The organism is Brevundimonas diminuta 3F5N (assembly GCF_900163625.1).
Lineage (GTDB): Bacteria > Pseudomonadota > Alphaproteobacteria > Caulobacterales > Caulobacteraceae > Brevundimonas > Brevundimonas diminuta_A.
The window spans coordinates 43700-57534 of the sequence record NZ_FUIE01000010.1 but is presented as its reverse complement, the minus strand read 5'-3'; the positions used below and the strand labels follow the sequence as shown (position 1 = coordinate 57534).

The window sequence follows — 13835 nt, the reverse complement described above, 5'->3', positions numbered from 1 at the left end:
CATGGACAAGCACATTCTCATCACGGGCGGGGCGGGCTTCATCGGCTCGCACCTGGTCGACGCCATGCTGGCGCGCGGCTATCGGGTGACGGTCCTGGACAGTCTGTCGCCCCAGGTTCACGGCGACGCCGAACTGGATGCGGACGGGTGGCCCGTCTACCTCGACGCGCGGGCCCGCCGCATCAAGGGCGACCTGCTGGAAGACGGGGTGTTCGAGGCGGCCCTGAACGGCGTGACCCATCTGGCCCACCTCGCCGCCTCGGTCGGCGTCGGCCAGAGCATGACCAACATCGTCGACTACACCCGCAACAACGTCATGGCGGCGGCCGTCGTGCTGGAGACCCTGTCCCAACGCCCGCACACGGTCGAACGGATCGCCGTCGCCTCCTCGATGTCGATCTATGGCGAGGGGGATTACGTCCGCCCCTCGACCGGCGCCCATGTGACCACCGACATCCGTCCGCACGCCCAACTGGAGGCGCGTCATTGGGATCTGATGGTCGATGGAGAGCCGCTGGAGCCCTGCCCCACGCCGGAAGAGAAGCTGCTTCAGCCCAACTCCATCTATGCGGTGAACAAGCGCGACCATGAGGAGATGTTCCTGTCGGTCGGCCGAGCCCTGCGCATCCCCACCGTGGCCCTGCGGCTGTTCAACGCATATGGCTCGCGCCAAGCGCTGAGCAATCCCTATACGGGCGTGGCGGCCATCTTCATCTCGCGGCTGATGAACGACCAGCCCCCGCTGGTCTTCGAGGACGGTCGGCAGATGCGCGACTTCGTCCATGTGCAGGATGTGGCCGAAGCCTTCGCCACCGTGCTGGATGACGACCGCGAGATCTGGGACGTGTTCAATGTCGGCAGCGGCGCGCCCGTCTCGATCAATGAGATCGCGGGCACCCTGGCCCGACTGCTGGGAAAGAATATCGCGCCGGAGGTGCTCAACCGTTACCGCGTCGGCGACATCCGTCACTGCTTCGGCGACATCTCCAAGATCGAGCGCACCTTCGGCTTCACGCCCCGCCGCTCCATGGATCAAGGCATGGAGGAATTGATCGCCTGGGTATCCCATGCACGCGCCCCCGTTGACCGCAGCGCCGAAAGTCTGGAACAACTGGCCAGGGGAAGGTTGGTCGTCTGACAGCACTCGCTCCCTGTTCTGTATGCGTTTGAAGTGCCTGCCGCCGGCGTCGCCAGCATCTGGCGCGTTCGATACTTCGCAAGGAACCGACCCATGCCTCACCATCGACGCCCGATGACTTCCCTGCCCGCCCTGGCGGCGGCGACCTTGGCGTGCGCGGGCGTCGCCTGGGCCGCGCCGGCCTCGGCGCAAAGCGATGTGACCGTGTTCGCGGGCGGCCAGTTGGACGTCGCCGACAGCGCCTATGCCGGGGCGACGATCGGCCTGCCCGGCTCTGTCGACTCCAAGGGCTTTGCGGTGCGAGGGTCGGTCTATACCGGCAGCTACGACTACAACTCGGGTCCGAACGAGATCGACGCCGATTTCACCGGCGCCCAGGCCGAGCTGATCTATCGCTTCGGCAACGGCCCGACCTGGGGCAGCGTCGGCGTCGGCTATCGCTATGTCGATACGGACCTCAGCCCCGCCGATCCCGGCAATCGACGCGATGGCGGCCAGGGCGGCGTCATCATTTCGCTGGACGGCGGCCATGTCGCCGGTCCCTGGCGGGTCGACTGGTATGGCTCCTACGGCTTTGAGGTGGACGATTACAACGCCCTGGCCAGTCTGACCCATCAGGTCGGATCCTCCGGCCGCGTGCGCCTGGGCATGGAGGTCGCGGCCGAAGGCGACACCAACTACAACGCCTATCACATCGGCCCTGTCGCCGGGTTCAAGTTGAATGATCGCTCAGAAATCCAAGTTTCTGTCGGCCTGAGCGACGGCGACGAGCGAGATTCACAGGCCTATCTGCGGGTCGGTTTCTATCGCAGCTTCTAGAGCAGCCGGCGAAGCGGACCGTGGATAAAGCGGCTCAGCTCATGGAAACACCATTTTCGCGCCCAACTTCCTTTCCCTGACGCCTCTTAAGATTGCGCCTTAACGAGAAGTTAGGCGTAGTAAGGCAGCCTTCTCGCGTTCCTCGAGGAGGTGCAGCCGAATGCTGCCGCGACCCACCAGACGAGCCTTCATCGGAGCCGCCGCGCTCGCGCCCGCCCTGGGGTTGGCCGCGTGGCGTCCCGTGCGCGAAGGCCTTCCGCTGGACCCTCCGCCCGTAAAGACCGCCGCCACGCTCGCTGACGCCGCCAGCGCACAGGGCCGATACTTCGGCGCCGCCGTTCGGGCCGAGCAACTGCGTCAGAACGCCGAACTGCGCGGCGCGGTCCTGCGAGACTGCCAGGTGCTGACGCCTGAAATCCATCTGAAATGGAACTCGCTGGAGTGGCGCAAGGGGGAGTTCAACTTCGCCCCGGTCGATGACCTGCTCGACTTCTCGCAACATCATGGGATGCAGGTTCGCGGTCACACGCTGCTGTGGGACCAGGGCACGCCGGACTGGGCCAGGCAGGAAATGCTGCGACGGCGCGACTGGTCGCTGATGTCCGGCCATCTGGAGCGGGTGCTCAAGCGATATGGCGACCGCATCGCCGACTGGGACGTCATCAACGAACCGATCGACACCCAGGGCGGCGCCGGCGGCCTGAAACGCAACGTCTTCCATCGCGCCTTCGGCCCGACCTACATCGAGCGCGTGCTGGAAGAGGCGCGCGCTCTCGCACCCAAGGCCCATCTGGTCGTCAACGACTACGGCTTTGAATACGACAACCCCGTGGACCAGGCCCGGCGCAAGGCCATCGTCGCCCTGGCGCGACGGCTGCGGGCCTCGGGCACGCCGCTGGACGGCATCGGCGTTCAGGCGCACCTGGACCTGTCCAAGGGCCCCCTGGCGGCCGAGGGTCTGCGCGACATGACGCAGCAGTTGGTGGATCTGGGGCTGGAGATCACCGTGACTGAACTGGACGTCAAGGAATCCAGCTTCCACGGCACGGCGGCCGCGCGCGATCAGAAGGTGGCCGATGAGACGCGTCGCTATCTAGAGACCATGCTGGCCTTCCCCCAGGTGCGCGGCGTCGTCACCTGGGGCCTGAGCGACCGCCACTCCTGGCTGTCCGAGCCGCCGCAACGTCAGTATGCGGACGCTCCGCCCAACCGCGGCCTGCCTTATGACGTCGATTACCGGCCCAAGCCGATGTACCACGCCCTATCTGATGCGCTGCGCCTGAGCGCCTAGCCCTCAACCTTTACTTTTGCTGCATTTTCAGGCCAGGAAACAGGCACCCTTTCCGCTCATCCTGCGTTAGGGACGCAGTAAGAGGGGTTGGATTTGCGGAAGCTCGCCAAAACAATCGATCTGGTGGCGGCGTTCGACTCCTCTCCCAATCCCTATATGCTGCTGGATCGCGACCTGCGCTTCGCCGGCATGAACCAGGCCTACCTCGACGTCACCCATCGCCAGCGCGAGGCGTTGATCGGCCATCACGTCATGGAAATGTTCGCGCCGGGCGACGCCCCCGACAGCGAAGAGGAAGGCCGTCGCCTCCGCGCTTCCTTCGAAAAGGTGCTGGCCACGGGCGAGCCAGATCATCTGGCGGTCCTGCACTACCCCGTTCTGACGCCTGGCCCCGACGGAGAGCCCGTCTTCGATGATCGGTTCTGGAGCTGCACCCATACACCGATCAAGAATGAGAACGGCCAGGTCACCCACATCCTTCAGCACACCAGCGATGTGACCGACCTATTGCGTCTGCGCCAAAAGACCATCGGCCAGACGGGCCAGTCGTCCGCTCTGGACGCCATGGTGGGCGGCGAAGTGTTCCGACGGGCCGTAAAGATCGAGGCCAACAACCAGCGCCTCGAGGCCGAACGCAAGCAGCTCACCGACATGCTGATGAATGCGCCGGGCTTTGTCGCCGTGCTGAACGGCCCCGACCACATGATCCAGTTCTGCAATGACGCCTGCTATCGCCTGGTCAGCCATCGCGACATTCTGGGTCAGCCGGTGCGCGACGCCCTGCCCGAACTGAGCGACCAGGGCCACCTGGACTTCCTGAACGATGTCTATGAGACGGGCGAACCGGTCTATGGCCGCCAGCGCGCCTTCGCCTTGCGACACGCGCAGGATGGTCCGCTGGACCACCGTTACATCGACTTCGCCTATCAACCCATTCGCGACGATGTAGGCCAGATCGTCGGCATCTTCGTCCAAGGGCATGACGTGACCGACGTGGTGCTGGCCGCAGAGCGCCAGAAGCTGATGATCGACGAGCTGAACCACCGGGTGAAGAACACCCTGGCCACGGTCCAGTCGATCGCCATGCAGACTGCGCGCACGCACCAGGATCCCGGCTCCTTCGCCGCCGCCTTCCAGTCGCGCATCCTGGCCCTGTCGCATACCCACGACCTGCTGACCCGCAGCCACTGGGAAGGCGCCGACCTGCGCGCCGTGCTGGAGCATGAGACCCAGGCCCACGGCATCGGGCGATTGACGATGAACGGGCCGCACGTCGCCCTGTCGCCGGCGCGCGCGGTGTCCCTGGGCATGGTTTTCCACGAACTGGCCACCAACGCCGCCAAATACGGCGCCCTGGCCAGCGGCGACGGCCGCGTCATGGTCGACTGGCGCCTGATCGATCAGAAGTCGCCCTATCTCGAGATCACCTGGCGCGAGGCGGGCGGCGAGCCTATCCCCGAGCCGGAACGGCGTGGCTTCGGCACCCGCCTGATCGAGCGCAATGTGCGCCACGATCTGCACGGGACGGTGCAGCTCTCCTACCCGCCCGAAGGCTTCTGCGCCGAGATCAGCCTGCCCCTGGAAACGGAAACCCTATGACCGACGTGCTTGCAGGCCGCCGCGTGCTGATCGTGGAGGACGAGTCCCTGGTCGCGATGCTGCTGGAGACCATTCTCAGCGACATGGGATGCACCGTCATCGGCCCGGAATCGAACGTCGGCGATGGCCTGCGCGTCGTGACCAGCGAGACGGATCTCGACGCCGCCCTGCTGGACGTCAATGTGGCGGGCCAGGAGGTGTTTCCCATCGCCGAAGCTCTGAAGGCGCGGGGCGTCCCCTTCGTCTTCTCGACCGGTTACGGCGAAAGCGGCCTGCCCGAGCACTGGCGCGGCAATCCCACGGTGCAGAAGCCTTTCACCGACGCCGCCATTCGCGACGCCCTGATGGTCGCGCTGAACGTGAGCATGGTCTGACGGCGGCCGCCTGCTGTTCCCTCAGGCGGCTGCGGCCGGCCGCGCCTCTTCCCAGGCCTTGAGGCGGCGCAGAACGTCCGCCTCAATGTCGGCGTAGAAGAGGTTGTAGGCGGGAATCCGGCGCTGATCGGCCCAGGACACCGGCGTCCGGAAGGACTCCGAACTCAGGCGCGAGCGCCACAGGATGCCTTCGCGGCACTCGGCCGCGACCAGGCGACGCTGAAGCGCGGGTCGCGCGCCCCATTCCAGATTGGTGGCGTTGGTGGCGCCTCGGCTCTCGCGCGCTTCGGACACGGGTGCAGCGACCGATCCCGTCACCGGGTTGACGCAGGCGATAGGCGCGCCCTCCGCCTCTATCAGAGCCCCGCGATTGTCCCAGGTCAGGGCGCGGCGGATGACGCGCTTGGCCTCGCCCTCGCCATTCTCCTCGACCGCCCGCCAGGACAGGGCGCAGCCGACTTCATCGTCCGCGCGGCACAGGGGCGTGTGGGTGAAGCGGCTGACCGGCGTCACGCCTTCGACCAGATAGGCGGCGACCAGACGCGCCTTGAGCGAAGCGTCCCTGGCCACGCGGTCATGCAGCAGGCGGTCGACCAGATCAGCGCCCTGCTCCACGCCGACCAGGACGATCGGGCCGTCTGGACGCTGCGCCAGCCAATGATCAAAGGCGGTCTCGATGTCGCCATAGGCGAAGGCCCGCGCCTCTCGCGCGTCCTCGCGCAGCGTCAGGCGGCTGTAGAGGCTGGCCTGGCGATACAAGGGCGCGCTGACGTCGCCGGCCGAGGCGAACGGCCCGGCGTAGTTGGGCAGGACGACGGTCCGCAGCTTGGTCAAGGCCCGGCGGTCGTCAATGGCCCCGTTCCAGTCGCTGCCGCCGTCATAGGTGGTGGAGTGGACGAAGAAGACATGGGCCGGCCCAGCGCCCGGCGCGCGGGCGTTCAGCAGCGCCCAGGCGCTCTGGGCCCCGTAGTCGGGCGCCGCCGGGGGCTTGTAGGTTTGGAACGGGATCTGCGGGTCCAGGCCAGCGCGCAGGATGTCCCCGCGCCAGACGGCGACCGCCGCCGTCAGCACAAGAACGAGCGCAAAGCCCGTGTAGCCGACCCACTGGCGAAAGGTCAGCTGCGGCCGCATCAGCGGTACGGGTCCGACTGGGCCAGGAAGTCCTGGACGTAGCGGCGCACGCCTTCTTCCAGCGGCGTCGATTGACCGCCGTAGCCGAGCGCGCGGATGCGATCCATGCTGGCCTCGGTGAAGTACTGATAGCGGTCGCGGATCGCCTCAGGCATGTTGATATAGGCGATGGACGGCTCCTTGCCCGCCGCCGCGAAGGTGGCGCGCGCCAGGTCGGCGAAGGAACGCGCCTGGCCCGATCCCGCGTTGAACACGCCCGAGATATCCTCGCGCTCCAGCAACCACAGGATGATGTTCACCACGTCGTCGACGAAGACGAAGTCGCGCAACTGGCCGCCGTCGGGATAGTTCGGGTTGTGCGAGCGGAACAGGCTGACCGTCTCGCCTGCCTGCACCTTGGGCCAGATCTGGGCGACGACCGACTTCATGCCGCCCTTGTGGCCCTCGTTCGGGCCATAGACGTTGAAGAACTTCAGCCCAGCCCACTGAGGCGGCGCCTCGTCACGATCAGCCTGGCGCACGGCATACTGGTCGAACAGATATTTTGAGAAGCCATAGGCGTTTAGCGGACGCAATGCATTCAGGCTCTCAGGATCGTCGCGATCCTCGAACCCGGCCTCGCCGTCGCCATAGGTGGCGGCCGAGGAGGCGTAGATCATCCGCACATTGCGCACCGCGCACCAGTCCCAGATGTCGCGCGACAGGCTGAAGTTGGTGCGCAGGATCAGGTCGGCGTCCGGCTCAGTCGTCGAGGAGATGGCGCCCATGTGGATCACCGTCTCGATGCGATCGGCGTGGCGTTCCAGCTGATCGAAAAGTTCTTCGGGCGCCCACAGGTCAGCGATGGGGTGTTTGGCGATGTTTTTCCACTTGGCGAGGTCGGCCGTCTCCAGCCGGTCGCAGACGACCACGTCCCAGGCGCCGCTCTCGCACAGGCGGGCGACGATGTTGGAGCCGATGAAGCCCGCGCCGCCCGTGACGACGATCATTCGCGGGGTCATGCTTTGTCTCCAGTCATCTTCTCGATGGTTTTCGTCGTGGAATAGCCGTTGGCGAAGTCGGCCAGACGGACTTCACCGCCCCAGCTTTCGACCTCGGCGGCGCCGACGACCTTGTCCTTGGTGTAGTCCGAGCCCTTGATCAGCACGTCGGGCTTCAGCCGCTCGATCAGGGCGATGGGCGTCGGGTCGTCGAAGGCCGTCACACGATCCACGCTGGCCAGACCGCCGATGACGGCGGCGCGGCTGTCCAGATCATTGACCGGGCGGCCTTCGCCCTTCAGGCGCCGCACTGAGGCGTCGGTGTTCAGCGCCACCACCAGCCGGTCGCACCAACCGCGCGCCTGGGCCAGATAGGCGACATGACCGCGGTGCAGGATGTCGAAGCAGCCGTTGGTGAAGCCGACCTTCAGGCCCTGACGCTTCCACGCCTCGACCTGATCGGCCAGTTCGTCCAGCGGCGTGACCTTGGACTGGGCCAGGGCCGCGTGCTGGCTCATCTCGGCCTCGATCAGTTCGGCGGGCGTGACGACGGCGGTGCCGCTCTTGCCCACGACCACGCCGGACGCCAGGATGGCGAACTGCACCGCCTGTTCCAGCGTCGCGCCCGCGCCCAGAGCGAGGCCCAGCGCGGCGAGGCAGGTGTCGCCCGCGCCCGAGACGTCGAACACCTCGCGCGCCCGGCCGGGGAAGTGGGTGACGCCGCCGCCCCGTTTCGCCAGCGTCATGCCCTTGCCCGCGCGAGTAACGATGACGGCCTTGGCCGTGGTGGCGGACAACAGGGCGGCCAGCGCTGCCTCGACCTGTTCGTCGGTCTCGGTCGGCAGGCCGGTGGCGCCCGCCAGTTCGCTGGCGTTCGGCTTGATGACGTCGACCGCGCCATAACGAGCGAAGTCGCGGCCCTTGGGGTCGACGATGACCGGCGCGCCGTATTCGGCCCCGGCCCACAGCGCCGCCTGGATGGCGCCGTCGTCCACCACGCCCTTGGCGTAGTCGGACAGCAGGATGGCGCCCGCGCCCTGAAACACCGCCTTGTCCGCATAGCCGGAATGGAATGCGGCCTCGTCGTCCAGACGCAGCAGTTGCTGGCCGGCGGCGACGAAGCGCGTCTTGACGATGGTGGCGGCGCCTTCGGGACGGATTAGGGCGTCCTCGATCCGATCCTCGGCGACGATCAGCTCGGCCAGTTCGGCGCCCGCCGCATCATCGCCCGCCACGGCGCCCAGACGGGCCTGACCGCCCAGGGCCGCGACGTTGCGGGCGACGTTGCCCACGCCGCCGGGCATGGCCACGGTGCGGCGCGCGCGCAGGACGGGGATCGGCGCCTCGGGCGAGATGCGACTGACCTCGCCATAGACATAGCGATCCAGCATCAGATCGCCGACGCAGGCGACCTTCAGGTCGCGCACGCGCTCCAGCAGGGACTGCAGGGCGCCGAGATCAAGAGAACGTTCAGCCATAACGCCGAACTAGCGGATTCACGCCGTCTTCGCCATCGGCCCCTTGTGGCCGAGCTTGATGGCCAGGTCGTCGAAGGCGATCAGTTCGGCGGCCAGGGCTTCGAACTGGCTCAGCGGCACCATGTTCGGGCCGTCCGACGGGGCGTTGTCCGGATCTTCGTGCGTCTCCATGAAGACGGCGTCGACGCCGACCGAGACAGCCGCGCGGGCCAGCACAGGCACAAACTCGCGCTGGCCGCCCGAGGACGTGCCCTGCCCGCCCGGCTGCTGGACGCTGTGGGTCGCGTCGAACACGACCGGGCAGCCGATCTCGCGCAGCACCGGCAGGGCGCGCATGTCGCTGACCAGGGTGTTGTAGCCAAAGCTGGCGCCCCGTTCGCAGGCCATGACGTTAGGATTGCCCGCGCCCGTGACCTTGGCGATGACGTTCCTCATGTCCCAGGGAGCCAAGAACTGACCCTTCTTGATGTTTATCGCCTTGCCCGTGGCGGCGGCGGCCAGCAGCAAGTCGGTCTGGCGCGACAGGAAGGCCGGGATCTGCAGCACGTCCACGACCTCGCCGACCGGGCCGCACTGGGCCTCGGAGTGGACGTCGGTCAGGGTCGGCAGGCCGGTGACTTCACGGATTTCAGCAAAGATCGGCAGGGCGTCCTTCAGGCCGATGCCGCGCGCGGCGCTGGCGCTGGTGCGGTTCGCCTTGTCGAAGCTGGTCTTGTAGATGATGCCGAGGTTCAGCCGCTCGCCGATCTCCTTCAGTTGATGGGCCGTCTCCAGCGCATGCTGGCGGCTTTCCATCTGACACGGGCCAGCGATGAAGACGATGCGGGCGCCGCCGCCGATGACGACGGGGGTCTTGAGGCCTTCGGACAGGGTGATGACGGCGTTCGGAGAGGTCACGGCGGCGCTTTCGACTTGTTTCAACGGCGGTTCGCGAGCCTATGCCGCGACTTTGAGTCGGACAGGTGGCGTCGAACCCTCGGCTTCGCAACCTACAAGGCGACTCAGCGCCTGACCACAGGGGCTACAGGCCCTGATATTCGCGCATTGTGGTAGCATGATCATATGACCGCTTATCCCCCGCTGATCTCTACTGCTGACCTCGAATCCCGGCTCGAGGATCCGAAGCTGCGCATCGTGGACGGCAGTTGGCATCTCGACGGACGGGACGGACGGCCTGATTTCGAAGCCCAGCGCCTGCCGGGAGCAGTCTTCTTCGATCTGGAAGCCAGTTCTGAGCAGAACTCTCATCTTCCCCACATGATGCCCTCTGCCGAGGCGTTCGCCGCCCGAATGGCCGCCTTGGGACTGAGCGAGACCAACCACATCGTGGTCTACGACACCGTAGGAATCCGTTCTGCACCAAGGGTGTGGTGGATGCTGCGGACAATGGGCGCGCATCAGGTCCAGGTCCTCGATGGAGGGCTGCCCAAATGGCGTTCCGAAGGGCGTCACCTGGTTCAGACCCCCTCCACGGCGCTTGCACCTGTCTGCTTCCTGCCCCGTCCCGACGTCGCAGCGACTGCGGACCTGGATCAGGTGCGGGCCGCCCTGAGCGGGAGCTCGCAGATCCTCGACGCGCGCGCCGCTGCGCGTTTTCGCGGAGAAGCGCCCGAACCGCGCGCCGGCCTGCGCTCCGGCCACATGCCGGGCGCGCTCAACCTTCCCTTCCCCAACCTGCTGAACGCGGATGGGACGCTGAAGCAGGGCGCGGCGCTGGAAGAGGCCTTCCACGCGGCGGGCGTGGATCTGGACCAGCCCGTTATCACCAGTTGCGGTTCGGGCGTGACGGCGGCGATCCTGACCCTTGGTCTGGCCGTTCTGGGGCGGCCGTCTCGGCTCTATGACGGTTCATGGGCCGAATGGGGCGCGCGGGCCGATACGCCGGTCGTGACCGGCGCCGCCTGATCAGGCGGCCGAGCGTTTCGGCGCGCGGATCAGGAACAACTGCCCGGCCAGCACCAGGGCCAGGCCGGCCAGGGCCAGGACGCCGAAGCGCGCGCCCTCGAACATCACAGACACCAGCATGGCGATCGGCGGCGTCAGGGCCGAGATATAGCTGGCGGTCGCATATCCCCTCGCGCGGGCGATGGTGAAATACAGGCCGAAGGCGATGACCGAGCCGAACACCGCCAGATACAGCAAGGAAATGACATAGGCCGGGCTCCACGCCACCGACCAGGACACGCCCGTGATCAAGGCGTACAGTGTCAGCGTCCCCGTGCCGTAGGCCATGGCCCAGGCGGTCGACGGCAGCACCTGCGAGCCGGCCTGCTGTCCGCGCCAGGCGAACCAGTTGCCGAAGGCCGAGGCGACGACGGCGATCACGGCGAAGCTGACGCCCGCGACCGCATGGGCGCCCAGGCCTGCGCCCATCACCTCGCCCGCAGACAGGACGCCGACCCCGACCACGCCCAGCCCTGCGCCCAGCCAGGCGGCGCCGGCGGCTTTCTGACCCGAGGCGACGCGGAACAGGATCAGGTTCAGGAAGGCCAGGGCGGCGAAGATCACCGCCACAACGGCCGAGGCGATCTTTTCCTCCGAGGCATAGACGAAGGCGTAGCTGACGGCGAAGGAGAACAGCCCTTGCCCCAGCGCCGCCAGATGCTGGCTGCGCGTCAGGGCCAGCCGCCCGCCTGTCGCCTTGACGATCAGCGCCAGCAGGGCCGAGGCGATGCCGAACCGCATCACCACAGAAATCACCGGATCGACGGCGCCGAGCTGGAAGGTGATGGCGTACCAGGTCGTGCCCCAGATCAGGGCGCAGATTCCGACCCCGCCGAAGGCCAGCATGGCAGGCGACGAAAACCGTGACGACGCGGTTTCGGAGTGAGGAGATTCAGACTGTGACACGCCGGCGACTCGGTCGAAACGAAACAGGAACTTTCGATAGCACCGCTTTATGCCCGGCGTCTCTCAACTGTTGCAGCCTTATGTGACGTTGGCGCGTTCTGCTAAGCTAGCCGCTCATGAAGGATACGCTGATGCGCCTGCTCCTCGCTCCCCTCGTTCTGGCCCCGGCCCTGATGGCCGCCGCCTGCTCCACCCTGCCGGAGGCTTCCGACAACATGACTGAAGTTCAGGTCAGCGCCCTGTATCGCGAGCGCATCATGCTGCCGCCGGGCCACGTTCTGACCGTCCGGGTCGAAGACGTCAGCCGCATGGACGCCCCTGCCCGCGTCGTCGCCGAGACCACTCAACGCCTGGACGGTCGCGGCCCGCCCTACGCCGTCACCCTGTCAGTGCCGAACAACAAGATCGACAGCCGCATGGAATACGCCGCCCGAGCCGAAATCCGCGATCCGTCCGGCGCCCTGCGCTTCACCACGGACACGCGCCATTCGGTACTGACGCGCGGCGCGCCGAACAGCGTCGAGATCGTCATGGTAGGCGTGCGCTAAGCCTTGAGCGGCCTCGCCAAGCGATCGGTGCTGCTGTCCGGCCACGCCACCTCGGTGGCGCTGGAGCCTGAGTTCTGGGCCGTGCTGGACGCCATCGCTGCCGAACTGGCGCTCAGCCGGTCCGGCCTGCTGATCCGCATCGACGACTGGCGGGGCCGTCGTCCCCTGGCCTCCGCCTGCCGCATCCTGGCCCTGCAATGGACTGGCGGCGACCGCAGCTTCGCAGAAGAAGAGACGACGTCATGAGCGATACGAACGCCAACCGCCTGATCCCCGCCGCCGTCTTCGGCGGACTGGTGGCCGTGGGCCTGATCGGCGGCGGCGCCCTGATCGGTCAGGGCGTGGTCAACGCCCGCGCGGGCGACCGCTCCGTCACCGTGCGCGGCCTAGCGGAAAAGGACGTGAAGGCCGATCTGGCCGTCCTGCCGGTCCGCTTCACCGCCTCGGGCGACGTGCTGTCGGAGGTGCAGGCGCGCATCGACGGCGATCTGGCCATCGTGCGCCAGTTCCTGAAGGCCCAGGGCTATCCAGACGACGCAGTGGACCTGGGCCAGTTGGGCGTGGCCGACACGCGCTCTCGCGAATACGCCAGCCAGACCGGCGGGCCGCGCTTCATCCTGACCCAGACCGTGATCGTGCGCACCACGGACGTGGATCGGGTGCAGACCACGACCCGCAACCTGAACGATCTGGTGCGGCAGGGCGTGGTGCTGCAGGACTTCAACGGCCCATCCTACATCTTCACCAAGCTGAACGACGTGCGCCCCGCCATGATCGCCGAGGCCACCGCCGCCGCCCGCAGCGGCGCCGAACAGTTCGCCAAGGACTCCGGCGCGCCTCTGGGGCCGATCAAGACGGCGGGTCAGGGTTCGTTCGAGATCCTGTCGCGCGACGGCACGGGCGATGAAGCCAGCAGCCCGAACAAGAAGGTGCGGGTCGTCACGACGATCAGCTATCGGCTGAAGTAATCACACCCCGCTCATCCCGGCGAAGGCCGGGATGAGCGGTTAAAGGGTCAAGATGCGGACAGATAGGCCGCCAGCACGACGGCGTCGTTATGCGCCTCATCCCTGGCGCCATAGACCAGGGTCGCCGGGCCGCTGACGAGCGCAGCCCTCAACTCGGACACAGCCGCCTCGTTGACCTCCAGCTCCGCCCGATACCGCCGCTGGAACTCATCCCATTTCGCTGGATCGTGGGCGAACCACTGCCGCAACGCCGTCGTCGGCGCGATCTCCTTCAACCACAGATCGACGCGGGCCCTGTCCTTGCTCAGTCCGCGCGGCCACAGGCGATCCACCAGGACGCGCGTCCCGTCCGTATCCGACGGCGGCTCATAGACCCGCTTCAAGGCGACCTTCACGACCTCATGCCTTGGGCTCGGGCGCGGCCACCTGCGGCGGTTCGGTCGGGCTGGGCAGTTTGGGCGGCGCGGGACGGTCCGGCGCCTCGGGCAGACGCGGCGCCGGTACATTGATGTCCACGTTCAGGTTGGGCGTTTCCGGGCGCATCGGCCCGCCTCGCCCGAGCAGAAACCACGCCAGAACAGCGACAACCACCACCAAGGCGCCCACGATGAAGGCGAGGCCGACGTTCGCGCCGCCGCTGGAACTGTTCGCCATCAGAC

At 67.0% G+C, this 13835-nt stretch carries 16 protein-coding genes; 9 read left to right on the top strand and 7 right to left on the bottom strand.

Annotation, left to right across the window (positions count from 1 at the left end):
• Nucleotide 1: 1 nt before the first annotated feature.
• The 5 genes from FM111_RS01195 (at nt 2) to FM111_RS01175 (ending at nt 5221) form a co-directional block, all read left to right on the top strand.
• Entirely contained in the window at nt 2-1138 is a 1137-nt protein-coding gene (locus tag FM111_RS01195) for an NAD-dependent epimerase/dehydratase family protein (RefSeq protein ID WP_087138928.1), read from the top strand.
• A 93-nt stretch (nt 1139-1231) separates the two neighbouring features.
• A complete protein-coding gene (gene bcsS, locus FM111_RS01190) occupies nt 1232-1957 on the top strand; it encodes a cellulose biosynthesis protein BcsS (protein WP_087138909.1) in 726 nt (241 codons plus the stop codon).
• 160 nt (nt 1958-2117) lie between these two features.
• Nucleotides 2118-3248 (top strand): endo-1,4-beta-xylanase, encoded by a 1131-nt coding sequence (locus FM111_RS01185; protein ID WP_087138908.1) that lies wholly within the window; start codon nt 2118-2120, stop codon nt 3246-3248.
• Nucleotides 3249-3341: 93 nt separating this feature from the next.
• Nucleotides 3342-4847 (top strand): HWE histidine kinase domain-containing protein, encoded by a 1506-nt coding sequence (locus FM111_RS01180; RefSeq protein WP_256968039.1) that lies wholly within the window; start codon nt 3342-3344, stop codon nt 4845-4847.
• Nucleotides 4844-5221 carry a response regulator gene (locus FM111_RS01175; RefSeq protein ID WP_087138906.1) on the top strand — a complete coding sequence of 126 codons (378 nt, stop codon included), beginning with the start codon at nt 4844-4846 and terminating at the stop codon, nt 5219-5221. The genes FM111_RS01180 and FM111_RS01175 overlap by 4 nt, the downstream gene beginning before the upstream one ends.
• Nucleotides 5222-5242: 21 nt before the next feature.
• On the opposite strand, the gene FM111_RS01170 is transcribed toward FM111_RS01175, so the two are convergent.
• The 4 genes from FM111_RS01170 to kdsA are packed head-to-tail and all read right to left on the bottom strand — an operon-like array spanning nt 5243 to nt 9731.
• A complete protein-coding gene (locus FM111_RS01170) occupies nt 5243-6352 on the bottom strand; it encodes a DUF3089 domain-containing protein (protein ID WP_087138905.1) in 1110 nt (369 codons plus the stop codon).
• Nucleotides 6352-7353 carry an ADP-glyceromanno-heptose 6-epimerase gene (rfaD, locus tag FM111_RS01165; RefSeq protein ID WP_256968038.1) on the bottom strand — a complete coding sequence of 334 codons (1002 nt, stop codon included), beginning with the start codon at nt 7351-7353 and terminating at the stop codon, nt 6352-6354. The genes FM111_RS01170 and rfaD overlap by 1 nt, the downstream gene beginning before the upstream one ends.
• Complete coding sequence (gene rfaE2 / locus FM111_RS01160; RefSeq protein WP_087138903.1) at nt 7350-8810, bottom strand: D-glycero-beta-D-manno-heptose 1-phosphate adenylyltransferase; 1461 nt, start codon at nt 8808-8810, stop codon at nt 7350-7352. Before rfaE2 ends, rfaD begins: the two co-directional genes overlap by 4 nt.
• An 18-nt stretch (nt 8811-8828) precedes the next feature.
• Entirely contained in the window at nt 8829-9731 is a 903-nt protein-coding gene (gene kdsA, locus FM111_RS01155; protein WP_373407948.1) for a 3-deoxy-8-phosphooctulonate synthase, read from the bottom strand.
• A gap of 141 nt (nt 9732-9872) precedes the next feature.
• Between kdsA and sseA the strand changes: the two genes are divergently transcribed.
• Nucleotides 9873-10715, top strand: coding sequence for a 3-mercaptopyruvate sulfurtransferase (sseA, locus tag FM111_RS01150; protein WP_087138902.1), 843 nt, complete (start codon nt 9873-9875; stop codon nt 10713-10715).
• On the opposite strand, the gene FM111_RS01145 is transcribed toward sseA, so the two are convergent.
• Nucleotides 10716-11600, bottom strand: coding sequence for a DMT family transporter (locus tag FM111_RS01145; protein ID WP_087138901.1), 885 nt, complete (start codon nt 11598-11600; stop codon nt 10716-10718).
• Between the two features lie 191 nt (nt 11601-11791).
• Between FM111_RS01145 and FM111_RS01140 the strand changes: the two genes are divergently transcribed.
• The 3 genes from FM111_RS01140 to FM111_RS01130 are packed head-to-tail and all read left to right on the top strand — an operon-like array spanning nt 11792 to nt 13176.
• Nucleotides 11792-12208 (top strand): YbaY family lipoprotein, encoded by a 417-nt coding sequence (locus FM111_RS01140; protein WP_087138900.1) that lies wholly within the window; start codon nt 11792-11794, stop codon nt 12206-12208.
• A gap of 3 nt (nt 12209-12211) precedes the next feature.
• On the top strand, nt 12212-12454 hold the full coding sequence (locus tag FM111_RS01135; RefSeq protein ID WP_087138899.1) for a ribbon-helix-helix domain-containing protein: 243 nt from the start codon (nt 12212-12214) through the stop codon (nt 12452-12454).
• Nucleotides 12451-13176, top strand: coding sequence for an SIMPL domain-containing protein (locus FM111_RS01130; protein WP_087138898.1), 726 nt, complete (start codon nt 12451-12453; stop codon nt 13174-13176). Before FM111_RS01135 ends, FM111_RS01130 begins: the two co-directional genes overlap by 4 nt.
• 47 nt (nt 13177-13223) lie before the next feature.
• Here FM111_RS01130 and FM111_RS01125 read toward each other — a convergent pair whose 3' ends face one another.
• Together FM111_RS01125 and FM111_RS01120 are read right to left on the bottom strand one after the other, a co-directional pair.
• The gene (locus tag FM111_RS01125; RefSeq protein WP_179204976.1) at nt 13224-13571 is read right to left on the bottom strand and encodes a DUF488 domain-containing protein; all 348 of its coding nucleotides are present in this window, start codon (nt 13569-13571) and stop codon (nt 13224-13226) included.
• Between the two features lie 4 nt (nt 13572-13575).
• Nucleotides 13576-13830 (bottom strand): hypothetical protein, encoded by a 255-nt coding sequence (locus tag FM111_RS01120; protein WP_087138896.1) that lies wholly within the window; start codon nt 13828-13830, stop codon nt 13576-13578.
• Nucleotides 13831-13835: the final 5 nt, after the last annotated feature.